Consider the following 13,446-nt stretch of genomic DNA (forward strand, 5'->3'; position numbering starts at 1 on the left):
GATTAAGTTTTTGACTTAATCCTTTTTTTATGAGGTAATTTTTCTAATTATAATGTTATTAATAGAATACTAATTACAGCAACTCCAATGCCTAACCAGTTTCTATTTTCTAATTTCTCTTTAAAGAATAGCAATCCAAAAATAGTTGTTAACAATACAATACTTACATTATTAATAGTAAATAATATAGAACTCTCAACACCTTCTGTTTTTAGTGCTCTGATTAAAAAATCAATTGAAAAGAAATTAGGAATACCTAAAACAATTCCTGCAACAATGTTTCTCCACGAGAATGAAATATTCTTAGTAAAAACTTGTACTAACATAAATACTATTCCTAGTATAAATGCAATTCCAAAAATTGATGATGAAAAAACAGAAACATGACTATCTTTAACATAATTAATTTCTGTAAACTTTAATAGCGTATCTATGGCTCCTGAGCCAAAAAATAAAATGACTGGATATAATAAATATGAAATTTTAAACTCTTTATTACCATCCGTTTTTTTAACTGAAGTTAAATATACAGCTACTAAAGCTAATAGAATACCTAATACTTTTACAATATTTATCGATTCATTGTATAAAACTATTCCAAATGTAATTGGAATAACCACAGACATTCTACCAGACACAGACGCTACTGACAATCCGTTTTTCTGTGATGTTAACGCCATTACGTTAAAAATTGTTATAAATAAAAATCCCAAAGCAATAGCTCCATAAAACCATGGCTGAGAAGGAATTTCTTGTATTGGTACTTTTACATCTGAATACAAATTACCAATACCAAAAGCTACTGCATAATTAAATATAATTGCTTGAAAAGTATCTACTTTAAATATTTCAAAATACTTAAAGATTACATATAAACTACTAGAAATAAGTATACTTAAAACTAAGTAAATCATTAATTAAAATTTTGTTGTTGAAATAATTGCGCTACGTCTTCTGTGGCTGGGTTAATATTCCACGTTTTAATACCTAATTTATTTGCTGAAATGGTATTCTCTTCAGTATCATCAATAAAATAAGTTTCTTCAGCTTTTAAACCATTTTCTTGCAATACAAATTCATAAATATTTGCATTAGGCTTTCTCAAGTTAATTTCATGAGATAAATAAAACTTTTCAAAACAATCTTTAAACTCATTATACAACTCTTCTCCCCAATGTTCTTGAATCCAACTGATGTGTAAATCGTTCGTATTACTTAATAAGAATAATCTATATTTATTAGAGGCTACAATTTCTTTTAAAAAATCTAATCTATGTAATGGAAAATCTAATAAAATGGCATTCCAAGCATCTATTAAATTTTGTTTGTCGATGCCAAACTCTTCATGAAAAAAATTAACAAAATCATCCGTTGACATCAAGCCCATTTCATAGTTATAATAAACCTGCATCATCTTTTCATTAATCTCTTTCACTCCTAGTTTTTCTAAAGCTTTATAAGTAGCCTGTTTGTCTAAATTGATGAATACATCACCATAATCGAAAACGATATTTTTAATCATTTATATAAGTTCTTAAAATGTCTGACTGAATTTTTTGTTCAAAAGTAGGTACTAAATTTAATATAGGAGCTTTTATTCCTTCTAAAAAAGAATTTTCACCAGTAAAAACTCTTGCTTCATCCCACAAATTAGCATTAATAAATGTTTGAAGAGTTTGAGTACCTCCTTCAATGATAATTGATTGAATTTTATTTTTTTGTAATACTTCACAAATTTGACTAGCTACATCTTTCGTAAAATCAATTGTTTCATAAAGTAAATTATCTTCATTTGGCTTATTCTCTCCTGTAATAACAATTGTTTTAACTTCTTTATTAAAAATATTTAAATGATGTTGAAGCTTTAATTTTTTATCAATAACAATTCTTACAGGATTATTACCATACCACGATCTTACATTTAAAAGTGGATTATCATCTATAGCTGTATTTGTTCCTACTAAAATTGCGTGTTCTTCACTTCTCCATTTATGAACTAATTGCTTGGAAAATTCATTAGAAATCCAAATTGGTCTATTCTCTAACTTTTCTTTTGGAGCTATAAAATTATCTTGCGTTTGTGCCCATTTTAAAATAATGTAAGGTCTTTTTTTATTTTGAACAGTAAAAAAACGTTTGTGCTGTTGTTTACACTCTTCTTCTAAAACACCAATAGTAACATTACAGCCATTACTTTCAAGAATATTAATTCCTTTACCAGCTACCAAACTATTTGTATCTACGGTACCTATTACTACATTAGGAATTCCGTTGTCAACAATCATATTGGCACAAGGTGGTGTTTTTCCAAAATGAGAACACGGCTCTAACGTAACATATATCGTTGCTTCTTTTAGTAAAGAAGTATCTTTTACTGATTTTACTGCATTTACTTCAGCATGCGGACCTCCATATTCACTTGTAAACCCCTCTCCTATTATTTTGTTGTTATGAACAATTACAGCTCCAACTGATGGGTTGGGTCTTGCTGTTCCAATGCCTCTTTCTGCAAGCTCAATACACCTACGCATGTATTTATTATGAATTGTAGATTCCAATTATTTTTAAAATTTAATTTTTAATTCTTGAGTAGTATCTACGCTATATGTGCTAGAAAAACCTAAAACTTTATACTTTATGTCTCCTTTAAATTGCACTTTAATATTATTATTTAATACAGAGTTTAAAAGCCCTCCTAAGATTCCACCTTTTTTATTATCGAAAACTTTTTTTGAAGGAATTACTACACTTAACGGAATGCTAAACTCATTTTGAGCCGGAACTTTGAATTCTTCAGAAGACACTTGAGCCACTTCTTCTCCATTAACAATCACTTTAATTTCATCTGTTGAAAGTTTTCCTCCTATATCATTTTCATTTTTAAAATAGGCACCAGCCTTCAAACGAATAGTGTCATTTTTAAACGATACAAATTTAATATCATCTACTTTAATAAAGGTTGGTTTTTTTCTAACTGAACATGCCGATAGTAAAAAAAATATACCCGCTAAATAAATTAAATTCTTCATTTGTTTTCTATAAATTTGATATTTCAAAAGTAGTATTTTTACAACGAAAACATGAATATAAAAGACTTCAGAATACATTTTAACAGTAAATTATCTGATCTATATCCTAAAACAGAAATTGATGCCTTCTTTTTTAGAGTTGTTGAACATGAATTAGGACTCTCTTTGATGGATGTGTTTACTAAGAATGAATTAGAAATTTCTGAAGAGAAACTACAGAATTTACATCTTATTTTAAGCAAATTACAGCAAGAAGAACCAATACAATACATATTAGGTGAAACTTCTTTTTATGGTTTTACTTTTAAAGTAAATTCTAATGTATTAATTCCAAGACCAGAAACTGAAGAATTAGTAGAATGGATTATTAATTCTGTCAACAATTCAAACAACAAGGTCTCTATATTAGATATTGGAACTGGATCAGGGTGTATTGCCATCTCTTTAGAGAAATCCATTCCTTCTTCAAATGTTTATGCTATAGATATCTCTGAAAAAGCTATAGAAATGGCAAAAAATAATGCTATTTTAAACAATGCTTTTGTTACTTTTATACAGAATGATATTTTAAACGAATACAAGCTAGAAAAGTCTTTTGATGTTATTGTTTCTAATCCTCCATATGTAAGAGAACTGGAAAAAAAAGAAATAAAAAACAATGTATTAAATAATGAGCCACATTTAGCGTTATTTGTAGAAGATAATAATCCTTTAATTTTTTACAGTAGGATTGCTGACGTAGCTAAAGACCAATTAAATGAAAATGGTTTGTTGTTTTTTGAGATCAATCAATACTTAGGAAAGGAAACTAAAGAAATGCTACTAGAAAAAGGATTTAAAAACATTGAATTAAAAAAAGATTTGTTTGGTAATGACCGTATGATTAAAGCAACTCTTTAAACAAAATTATTTATGGAAGATATTAATAACAGTGAGTTAGAAGCGTTACGTAAAGAAAATGAAGAATTAAAAAGTATTGTAGATAAAGCTACTTCTAAAAAGAAACGAAAGGAAGAACGAAAAAAGAATACACTTACCTGGACATGGAAATTATTTGTAGGAAATTCTTTGAATAAGAATTTTAATGATTGGTTTTCTGAATACCATTCTGAAAAGAAAGTATCACCAAATACATCTGCAAATTTATTAACTTCTTTAGTTAGAAGGTTTTTACGAGTACGTTTATTAAGTGTTATTTTATTACTTTTTTCTGTAGTACCTTCATTAATATCTATATATGTTTTAGTAAAACAAAATCATTTAATTGAAACGCAAAATGCTTTAGTAGAAGGATCTAGAAAAAGTTCTTATAGTTTCCAATTAGCTGGAATTTATGATGCTATTAGCAGAAATGGTAGTAATATTAATAGGAACATTAAATCAAGAATTATAGCTCTTTCACATAGTTTAACTCCTTATCATATTTTAGAAGATAATGGTGAATTATCTGAAAAATTATATAGTCCAGAAAGATCTCAACTTTTATTATTCTTAGTAAATGCTGGAATTCCAAGTAGTAAATTGGATGAAATATATGCTTCTGCAGATTTTTCGCATTGCTATTTTAAAAACACAAACTTATCTGGTAGGTATTTATCAGGAATCAATTTATCGCATTCTACTTTTGAAAATGCTGAGTTACATAAAGCAAACTTAAATGAAGCTAACTTAACTGATGCTAATTTTATAAAAGCTCAGTTTTCTAATGGACAAGCGGTGAATGCTATTTTTGTTGGATCGGATTTAACGAATGCAAGAATCGTTAAAACCAATCTAACAGGTGCTGATTTTAGTAATACAGATACTGATAACGCTAATTTTGATAGATCTACATTAAAAGATTCTAAAGGTTTGTAAGCTTACATTTTGTATTGTTTTCTAACTCTTTTAAAAACATAGATAAGGTAACATCTTTTGGTAAATCTAATTTTAGTTTAGTTCTGTATCGTGCTGTTTTAACAGTATTAATACTTACGTTTAATAAACTAGCGGATTGTTTTATAGTTAAACCTTGTTTTACAAGTAAACAGTGAATTATATTCGTTTTTGATAACGAAGGATAGGTTTCTTTTAAATACGTCATTAAACTATGTTCTTTAAACTTAATTTCACTTAGTTCATCTACTTGTTCTATAGAGTTTTTGATTATTGAATCTACAATAGATTGTGTTTCTTTCTGCTCTATTTTTTCTCTTATACTTTGTAATTCTTTTAAATTATTTTCTTGCTTTAATAAATGTATAGATAAATTCTCCTCGTTAGATTTAACTACCTTATTTAAAAAAGTAATTCTATTTTGAAGCTGAAGTCTAACTCGTGAAAACCTTACTTTGTATGCATACATCAAAAAAACTAAGAAACTGATAGAAAGAATTAGTACAACTATAAAATACTGTTGATCGTTCAACTTTTGTACATTTTGTTGATTGCTTTGTTTTATTTTGATATTCTCATTCTCTACTTTATAGTAATTAGCAAAAACTTTTTTCTCCATATTTCGTAAACTATCAGTTATTAAATCTCTTTTGCTGTAATAGTATAATGAAGAATCGCTTTGTGCTATTCCTTTATGATATTCTGCTAATTTCTTATAAAGCTCAGGCTGTTCTGTTAAAGGTGAGTCTGTTATTGCTTTTTTAGTTGCATATATGGCTTTATTATATTTCTGTTGCTTCCCATAGGCTAGCCCTAAAAACTCATAATAAGTAGCTTCACCATGTGGCCAATACTTTAACATCAAAGCTTGATTTATTTTTAGCGAATCAATAGTTTTTTGATAATCATTTTTTAGATAATAGTTATAAGCTTTATAAATTTTGGTATAAGCATAAAAAGCACTGTCATTATTTTTAATTGATAAATCAGAAATCTCATTTAATAATATATCACTCGATTTATGATCTCCTTTAAACTGATATGCTAATGCTAAAGTTGATTTTGTTCTTACACGACAGAAATAATCTTTACATTTTACTTCTTTTAATAGCTTATTCATTTCTTTTAAAGCCAAATCGTACTGCTCCATATAAATATAACAATTAGCAATACTTGAAATAATTTCATAGGTATCATCTACAGTATCAAAACTTTTTAATTCCAGTACTTTTGTATAGTAGTTCAACGCCAATTGAGGAAATTGAAAGTTATAGAGTAAACTAGAACTTAGTTTTTTATAAAATCTACAAGAGAGAGTATCATTCTTGTACTTTTTTTCTGAAGCCTCAAACTTCTTAGCATGGTATAATGTGCTATCTAAACTTTTATAATCCCATATAATTTCAGAATATGCTTTTACGATGCCTTTATGATATTTTTTTTCTTCAGATTGTTTAAGAAAATCTTTAAACAGTAAATAATCATCATAGCTGCCTATAGTTTTAGGCATTAAACTATCTACTACTTCTTCAAGCTTAAAATTATGCTGTGAATAAGTAATATTGGCTAAGAATAAAATAATTAAGAGAATACATTTTTTAAGTTCATATAAAGTTTTTACTTTTTTGAGGGGAATTGATAGCCCTTTTAATAATAAGGTACACATAATAAAGAAATAATAGGAGGTGGTTATACATTGTTTTATTTACTTTTTAATAATTTGAAGGGTAAAATTCAATGATACATTATGGTAAAATTGAACAAAGTAATATTTAAACGTAAAACCAATTTACACTAATATTCTTTTAGTTTATACTTATCTAATTATAAGAAGAGTAAATAAACGCTGCAAAAAACAATAAAAACTAGTACACAACAAGTTACAAATGTTAAAAATAAAAATACAATGTTAACACCAACAAAAATACAGCCTAATAGTAGGCTGTATATAAATAAAAACACAGATTAAATCTCAATTTTATTTCTTTATTAAGACTTGCGTTTTATCCCCATTTAAAAACTTTACATAATATTTACCTGAAGGAATAGCTTCTAAATCAATGTTTTTAGAATAACCTGACTTAATTTTAGTATTTCCTTTAAGTAATACCCATTTTACAGGCTTTTCTTTATTTAAGTGTACAATATTATTACTTGGGTTAGGAAAAATGGCTTTGCTTAATTGCTCATTATCTTCATTTGTAAAAGAGCTTCTAACAGTTACTCTTCCTCCAAACTGTTTTCCTGTGTAGAAAACTTTGTTTTCATCTCCTGAAATATTCACTTTATTTAATACAATAACTTGATTTTTTACAGAAGTTACTCTAAACTGTACAGGATTCACCTTTACACCAGCAGGCTCTAAGAAAAAATTATACGGTTGTCTAACCATCGTTTTCCACTTATTATTATTTGCTAAGTATTCTACTTTTTTAACACCACTTTTAGTATCATAAATCTGTACTCCTGTCCAATAAACTGTAGATCCACTCTTAAATCTAAGTTTCATTTTTTGTTTTTTATTAGGATTGTCTACAAATCTCCATTTAATAGCTTCGGCACCATTAATAGGATTCCCTATTTTAGCAAACGCTTCTTGAGTTAAATCTAAGTGTACAGGTAATCTCTTTCTTTGTCCATTAACATTTACTGTAACTTTCTTTTTAGGGCATTCAGGACAACGATCTACTACCTGAAGTACAACTTTACCTTTAGGTCCAATTACTTCAACATATGCACCACAAGCATTTGAATTCTTATAATCAACATCGTTAATTGCACAGTGCATTTTATCTCCTTTTTTCACTAGAATAGAACAATTTCCTCCTGCACCTCCATCTACTCCTCCATAAAAGGTTGCAGCTCCTCCTGTTCTATATTGTGCATAACTCGAATAACTCAGAAACGTAATTAATATTAGTAGTAAGTTTTTCATAATAAATAGTTATTAAATTAAGAGGAGATTTTAATAATCTCCCCTCTATATTTTTATTTTTTGATAAATCTTTTAAACAAACGTCCGTTTACATAAACAGTATATAATTGTCCTGATGTTAGAGAAGAAACATCTAAACTTACACTATTACTTTTTGATGAATTATTTAAAGTTAAAGAAGCTTCTTGTGATAAACCTTTCTTAACTACTATTAATCCATTAATATGTGTTCCCTCTAACGTAATAATATCAGCTGCTGGATTAGGAAATAAATTATCTTTAGAAATTTCTTTAGATGAATTTTCTACAATTATTGCTGATTTAGCTGCTAATGAACTTCTACTTGATGATCTAGTATAATTTACAGCTTGAATTGTTTTTCTTGCTTTAGCATAATATTTAGATACACTACCAATTCTTAATTTTGGATCAACATTTCTAGCACCAGTTTTACTTACTGGCATTAAGTTTTCTCTACTATTATTATAGTTTTTTACAAAATAAATGTTATTACCCGAACCTGATTTGTTAAATCTGGTAAAAGGTGATTTTGCTACTCCAACTAATGGACTGTTTCCACCGACACCATAAAAAATAGAATTTTTCAAAACAACTCTGTTTGCAGATGGAGCATTCCAACCCGCTATTTCAGATCCTATTTTAGTATCTAACTCTTTACCATTAGATCTATTATTATAAAAAATACAACCATCAATAGTACTATTACCTTTCACTGTTTGTAACCATAAAGCAGATTTATCAAAGTTTGAATATTTATCTTTATAAAACTTAGTATTAGCAAAAGTTACATTCTTAAAATCGAAATTATTAATCATTCTAACATTAGCTTGTCCTACTTCATTTCCATCAAACACAGTATTTGTCATTTTCATCTTTGCTGTTCCTGATCCTGCATGAAAAACCATAGTAGATAATACTCCTCCTCTATCTTGAAACCTATTAAAAGGCTCGCCTTTAAACTTATAGTAACCGTTATTTTTAAAAATACAGTTATCTATGTTTAATGTTAAAGCTGGTTTTGGTTTTCCTGCTACAGGCAGTCCAAAAACTTCCACTGTAGTTACTTTAGTGTTCGCCATGTTTCCTACAAAAGAAGTACCATGAATTTGTACCGTTTTAATTGTTCTATCAACTCTAAGCGCTCCACCACCTTCTTTTACATAAAATTTTCTAGTACCATATGCTCTTGAATCTTTATAACCTGTAGAAATATTACCTTCAAACAAGCTATTTACTATAGTTAAACTATTAATACTAGTACCTCCAATTGCTCCACCAGTAAAGCCTTCATTACCTCTAAAATAACAATTGAAAATTTCTCCATTACTAAAATTCTCTAAACGAATAGCACCGCCTCCGTAATTCTCTCCACCTCCATCACCAGGAGTATCCATTCCTTTAGAATAAACCACTTTATTATCTAAAAAACTACAATCATGGGCTCTAACAGAAGCTTTACCTTTAACCAATATGGCGCCACCACCACTACCTTCTCTATCTCTAAATTCAGTAGCAGAGACTAAGTTTTTACTAAATCTTGCATTTTTAAAAGTTGCACCTTGAATAATTAACCTAACATTATTCTCTAATTTGAAAACAGTGGTTCTATTCTGACCATCAAATGTAATTCCATCAGCAAAAATTACAACAGTTCTATCATGAAAATTTCCTCCACCTTTAAATTGTCGTGGTAACGTAATTAGAGAGTTAATTTTTATAACACCTTTGTTTTTAAATGTTATCGCTCCTCCATTCCCTAAACAATTACTACAATCTTTATTAGGAGCAGTTAATAAACGTTTGATAGCATTTTGAAGCGAAGCTTGATTACGATCTACAGCAATCCTATCAACATTTACTAAATCAGCTCCTGTAATCTTTCTAGGGATTACTGCTGGTTTACTCGGATTACTACCAAATGCAGTCCATAAACGATTTGCTGCATTAATTTCTTTAGCACCAAAGTCATCTATTGACTTTGTTCTATCTTTTTCATTAATCGATTTTTCTTTTTCATAATTACTAGCTCCTATACTAAGAGCACTAGTAAAAAGTAACATTAAAATAGCACTTTTAAAATTGACTTTTTTCATGATTAAATAATTTTGATTAATTAAGTTTTCAGTTTCAAAACTATATCATAGTAAAAGTCTAACATTACAGATTAAGTGTACATAAAGTAGTCATTTGTAGTGCAAAAAGTATACATCAGTATAAGTAAATAAAAACCAAACATTTAAATACTATAACATTTCTTTAATTCATGATAATGTATACCTAATGTACACTCATATTTTTATATATTAATCAGACAATAATAAACTAGACAAAATTTTTAGAGTGGCATACTTTATAAAAACAAAAAACCGAGTACATTTTGTACTCGGTTTTTTATAAAATTGTATGTTTAATTACTTTAAAACAAAGATGTAATTATTTCTTTTAGAGTAATACCTTCAGCTTCTGCTTTATAATTTTTCACTATTCTATGAGATAAAATAGGAATTGCTATCGCTTGAACATCTTCAATATCTGGTGAATATTTTCCATTTACAGCAGCATGCGCTTTTGCTGCTAAAATTAAGTTTTGTGAAGCCCTTGGTCCAGCTCCCCAATCAATATATTTTTTAACTAAATCAGCAGCATATTCTGAATTTGGCCTAGTTTTACTAACTAAAGATACAGCATACTCAATAACATTATCGTTAACAGGTATTTTACGTATTAATTTTTGAATTTCTACGATTTCCTCTGCACTGAATAATGAATTTACTTTATTTTCAATATTACTTGTAGTACTTTTTACAACTTGTACTTCTTCCTCAAAACTTGGGTAATCTAAATAAATAGAAAACATAAATCTATCTAACTGAGCTTCTGGTAAAGGATAAGTTCCTTCTTGTTCAATTGGGTTTTGAGTTGCTAATACAAAAAAAGGTAAATCAAGTTTATAATGATTTCCTGCAATTGTTACCGATCTTTCTTGCATTGCTTCTAATAAAGCTGCTTGAGTTTTTGGCGGAGTTCTGTTAATTTCATCAGCCAAAATAATGTTTGAAAAAATCGGACCTTTAATAAATTTAAATTTACGTGTCTCGTCTAAGATTTCACTACCTAGTATATCAGAAGGCATTAAATCGGGGGTGAATTGTATTCTATTAAACTTTAAACCTAAAGCATTAGAAATTGTATTTACTAACAAGGTTTTAGCCAATCCAGGAACTCCAACTAATAAGGAATGTCCACCACAAAAAATAGACAATAGAGTAAAATTAACGGCCTCTTGTTGACCGATAATTACTTTACCTATTTCTTGTTGTAATTGAGAATACTTTTTTACTAAGTTGTTAACTGCTGTAACGTCTGACATTATTGATTTTCTTTTTTCCAATTCGCTTTGAAAGAACATTTCTTATGGTCGTCTCCAAGCTTAATGTATGTTTCTTGTATTTTTTCTTTCGACCATTTTGCAACTGTTTCTTCTTTCTTTTTTGCTAAAGCTAATTGTTGAATTCTTACGTAATCTGACACTAAATCAGCAGTGTGAGTATTTGTTCTGTTTCTCATTATGATTAACTTGTACATTTTCTCTCCTCCTCTAGTTTCATCATAAAACACATCAGAGTATTCTCCTTTTTGTAATTCGTTAATTCTACCGTATAAAGCAGGATCCATTCTTGTTAAATCAAAAGCACTTTCTCCTGTGTATGGATTTACAATAATACCTCCGTTATTTTTTGTGTCTTTATCTTCTGAATGTTTTTTTACGGCTTCATTAAACGTAATTTTTCCGTCAATTAAGTCTTTCTTTAAATTTTCTAACTCTTCTTTTGTTTCTTTTAATTTTTCGTCAGTAATTTCTGGCTGAATTAAAACATGAGAAACCTCACGAGCTTGACCTTTAATTTTATTTAATAAGATAATATGATATCCAAAATCTGTTTTAAATGGTTCAGATATTTGTCCCTCATCTAAAGAAAAGGCAACTTCCTTAAACTCTTTAATGAAAGGCGTGTCTTTAGTAATTGGTCCTAAGAAACCACCATTTTGAGCTACAGAAGGATCATCCGAATTTATAATTGCTTTTAACTTAAAACTTGCTCCACCTTCAACTTCTTCCTTGATTTTATTTAGTTTTGCTACTACATTTTCGTTCTCTTCTTTAGTAGACTCTGCGTGCATTACTATTTGAGCTAATTCAACTTCTGCAGGAAACTCAGGTAATTCATTTTTTTCCTTTAATCCGTTAAAATACAAACGAACTTCTTCTGGAGTTACATCAACACTTTCTGTTATTTTTTGCTGCTCTCTTTCAATTAAAAGATTTTCTTTTTGAACTTTAAAAAGTTCTTTCTTTAAATCTTCCATATCATTGAAACCATACACTTCTAATATTTTATCTTTAGATCCGTACTCTCTTTCGAAAAATTGAATTGTTTGATTTACTTTTCCATCAACTTCAGCCTGACTAACAGTAACACTGTCAATGACTGCATGGTGAGCTAGTAATTTTTGTTGCATTAACTCCTCTAACATTTCACAATCAGAAATAGTAACCTTTCCTTCGCTACGTTCTTTTATTTCTAATTTGAATTTATCAATATCAGAGTCTAATACTATGTTTTTTCCTACTACTACTGCTACTCCATCAATTTTGTTTTCTTGGGCTATACCTGAAATAGATAATAATCCAAAAACTATAGACAAACTAATATTCTTTAAATTCATTGTTTTTAATTGCATCATTAATCAACGTTTTTTCGATCTCTTTTACTAATTCTATTTTACGTTTATGTAATATAAGTTGTTTAATATTGTTTTTGATATAACTTAAAGGAGCTACATCATTTCTTTTTAAAACATTATTCACAGCGACCAAATATACTCCTAAAGAATCTTCTTTTTGAATGAATTTTGATTTTTTTAACAATTTTTCTTTAGAATAATACCTGAATGGAGGAATTTTTAATAAAAACTTATCATATGTAACCCAAGTAGAATCTCTTAAACTGTAATCTTTAAAGTTTATGGTTAAATATTCTAAAGCTTCTAAATCTTCTTCTTCATCAGATTTAAATTTTTCAATAGCTTCTTTTTTATCTAAAAAATCTTTGCCAAAATAAATAAACTTCATTTGAAGTAACTCTTCATTCAATCTAAAATTATCTTTATTCTTGGTGTAGTAATCTTTAATTTCTTGTTCTGAAATTAGAGTATCCAATTGTTGATTTATTAGGTTCTCTTTATAACCATTAATGTATAAGCTTTCTTTGTAGTTTTTTACTAATAAATCTATTCTGTTGCTATTTACCAAAGAAATATTCTTTTCAGCTTTTAGCAGTAAAAGTTGCTTTTTTGCCCAAGAATTAATGAAGCTTTTAACCAAAATAATACTATCCTTTCTTGGTATTTTTTTTGGAACGACATCTTTTAAATCTGATAAATATAAATGAACATCACCTACAGAAGCTATAATAGGCTCATCTCTTACTACTGTATCTTTCTTTTTTAAAAAACTAATTTTATCACAAGAAACGAATAGTAAAACAAATACAGTTATGTAGGTGATGTTATATTTCACGAAAA

Annotated in this window: 12 protein-coding genes; 2 read left to right on the forward strand and 10 right to left on the reverse strand. The window is 28.2% G+C overall.

What is annotated here, in order from left to right:
- Window positions 1-47: 47 nt before the first annotated feature.
- From EYW44_RS11890 to EYW44_RS11905, 4 genes are read right to left on the reverse strand one after another with little or no spacing between them, the layout of a single operon-like run.
- Window positions 48-914 carry a DMT family transporter gene (locus EYW44_RS11890; protein WP_132723889.1) on the reverse strand — a complete coding sequence of 289 codons (867 nt, stop codon included), beginning with the start codon at window positions 912-914 and terminating at the stop codon, window positions 48-50.
- On the reverse strand, window positions 914-1,522 hold the full coding sequence (locus EYW44_RS11895) for an HAD family hydrolase (protein WP_132723890.1): 609 nt from the start codon (window positions 1,520-1,522) through the stop codon (window positions 914-916). The genes EYW44_RS11890 and EYW44_RS11895 overlap by 1 nt, the downstream gene beginning before the upstream one ends.
- Window positions 1,515-2,558, reverse strand: a complete 1,044-nt coding sequence (ribD, locus tag EYW44_RS11900) for a bifunctional diaminohydroxyphosphoribosylaminopyrimidine deaminase/5-amino-6-(5-phosphoribosylamino)uracil reductase RibD (protein ID WP_367180319.1) — start codon at window positions 2,556-2,558, stop codon at window positions 1,515-1,517. The genes EYW44_RS11895 and ribD overlap by 8 nt, the downstream gene beginning before the upstream one ends.
- 6 nt (window positions 2,559-2,564) lie before the next feature.
- Window positions 2,565-3,029 (reverse strand): LEA type 2 family protein, encoded by a 465-nt coding sequence (locus tag EYW44_RS11905; protein WP_132723891.1) that lies wholly within the window; start codon window positions 3,027-3,029, stop codon window positions 2,565-2,567.
- A gap of 51 nt (window positions 3,030-3,080) precedes the next feature.
- Between EYW44_RS11905 and prmC the strand changes: the two genes are divergently transcribed.
- Entirely contained in the window at window positions 3,081-3,929 is an 849-nt protein-coding gene (gene prmC / locus EYW44_RS11910; protein WP_132723892.1) for a peptide chain release factor N(5)-glutamine methyltransferase, read from the forward strand.
- A gap of 12 nt (window positions 3,930-3,941) precedes the next feature.
- The gene (locus EYW44_RS11915; RefSeq protein ID WP_132723893.1) at window positions 3,942-4,886 is read left to right on the forward strand and encodes a pentapeptide repeat-containing protein; all 945 of its coding nucleotides are present in this window, start codon (window positions 3,942-3,944) and stop codon (window positions 4,884-4,886) included.
- Here EYW44_RS11915 and EYW44_RS11920 read toward each other — a convergent pair.
- The 6 genes from EYW44_RS11920 to EYW44_RS11945 all read right to left on the reverse strand — a co-directional run bounded on the left by EYW44_RS11920 (window position 4,873) and on the right by EYW44_RS11945 (window position 13,441).
- Window positions 4,873-6,570, reverse strand: coding sequence for a hypothetical protein (locus tag EYW44_RS11920; RefSeq protein ID WP_132723894.1), 1,698 nt, complete (start codon window positions 6,568-6,570; stop codon window positions 4,873-4,875). The genes EYW44_RS11915 and EYW44_RS11920 overlap by 14 nt on opposite strands.
- A gap of 312 nt (window positions 6,571-6,882) precedes the next feature.
- Window positions 6,883-7,839: an expansin EXLX1 family cellulose-binding protein gene (locus tag EYW44_RS11925; RefSeq protein ID WP_132723895.1), complete on the reverse strand. Its 957-nt coding sequence runs from the start codon at window positions 7,837-7,839 to the stop codon at window positions 6,883-6,885.
- A 53-nt stretch (window positions 7,840-7,892) separates the two neighbouring features.
- Complete coding sequence (locus tag EYW44_RS11930) at window positions 7,893-9,953, reverse strand: hypothetical protein (protein ID WP_132723896.1); 2,061 nt, start codon at window positions 9,951-9,953, stop codon at window positions 7,893-7,895.
- A 323-nt stretch (window positions 9,954-10,276) separates the two neighbouring features.
- A complete protein-coding gene (locus tag EYW44_RS11935; RefSeq protein WP_132723897.1) occupies window positions 10,277-11,230 on the reverse strand; it encodes an AAA family ATPase in 954 nt (317 codons plus the stop codon).
- Window positions 11,230-12,606 carry a peptidylprolyl isomerase gene (locus tag EYW44_RS11940; RefSeq protein WP_243643651.1) on the reverse strand — a complete coding sequence of 459 codons (1,377 nt, stop codon included), beginning with the start codon at window positions 12,604-12,606 and terminating at the stop codon, window positions 11,230-11,232. Before EYW44_RS11940 ends, EYW44_RS11935 begins: the two co-directional genes overlap by 1 nt.
- Window positions 12,569-13,441: a hypothetical protein gene (locus EYW44_RS11945; RefSeq protein ID WP_132723898.1), complete on the reverse strand. Its 873-nt coding sequence runs from the start codon at window positions 13,439-13,441 to the stop codon at window positions 12,569-12,571. Before EYW44_RS11945 ends, EYW44_RS11940 begins: the two co-directional genes overlap by 38 nt.
- Window positions 13,442-13,446: the final 5 nt, after the last annotated feature.

The sequence above is a fragment of the Tenacibaculum sp. M341 genome (assembly GCF_004337695.1).
Taxonomy (GTDB): Bacteria; Bacteroidota; Bacteroidia; order Flavobacteriales; family Flavobacteriaceae; genus Polaribacter.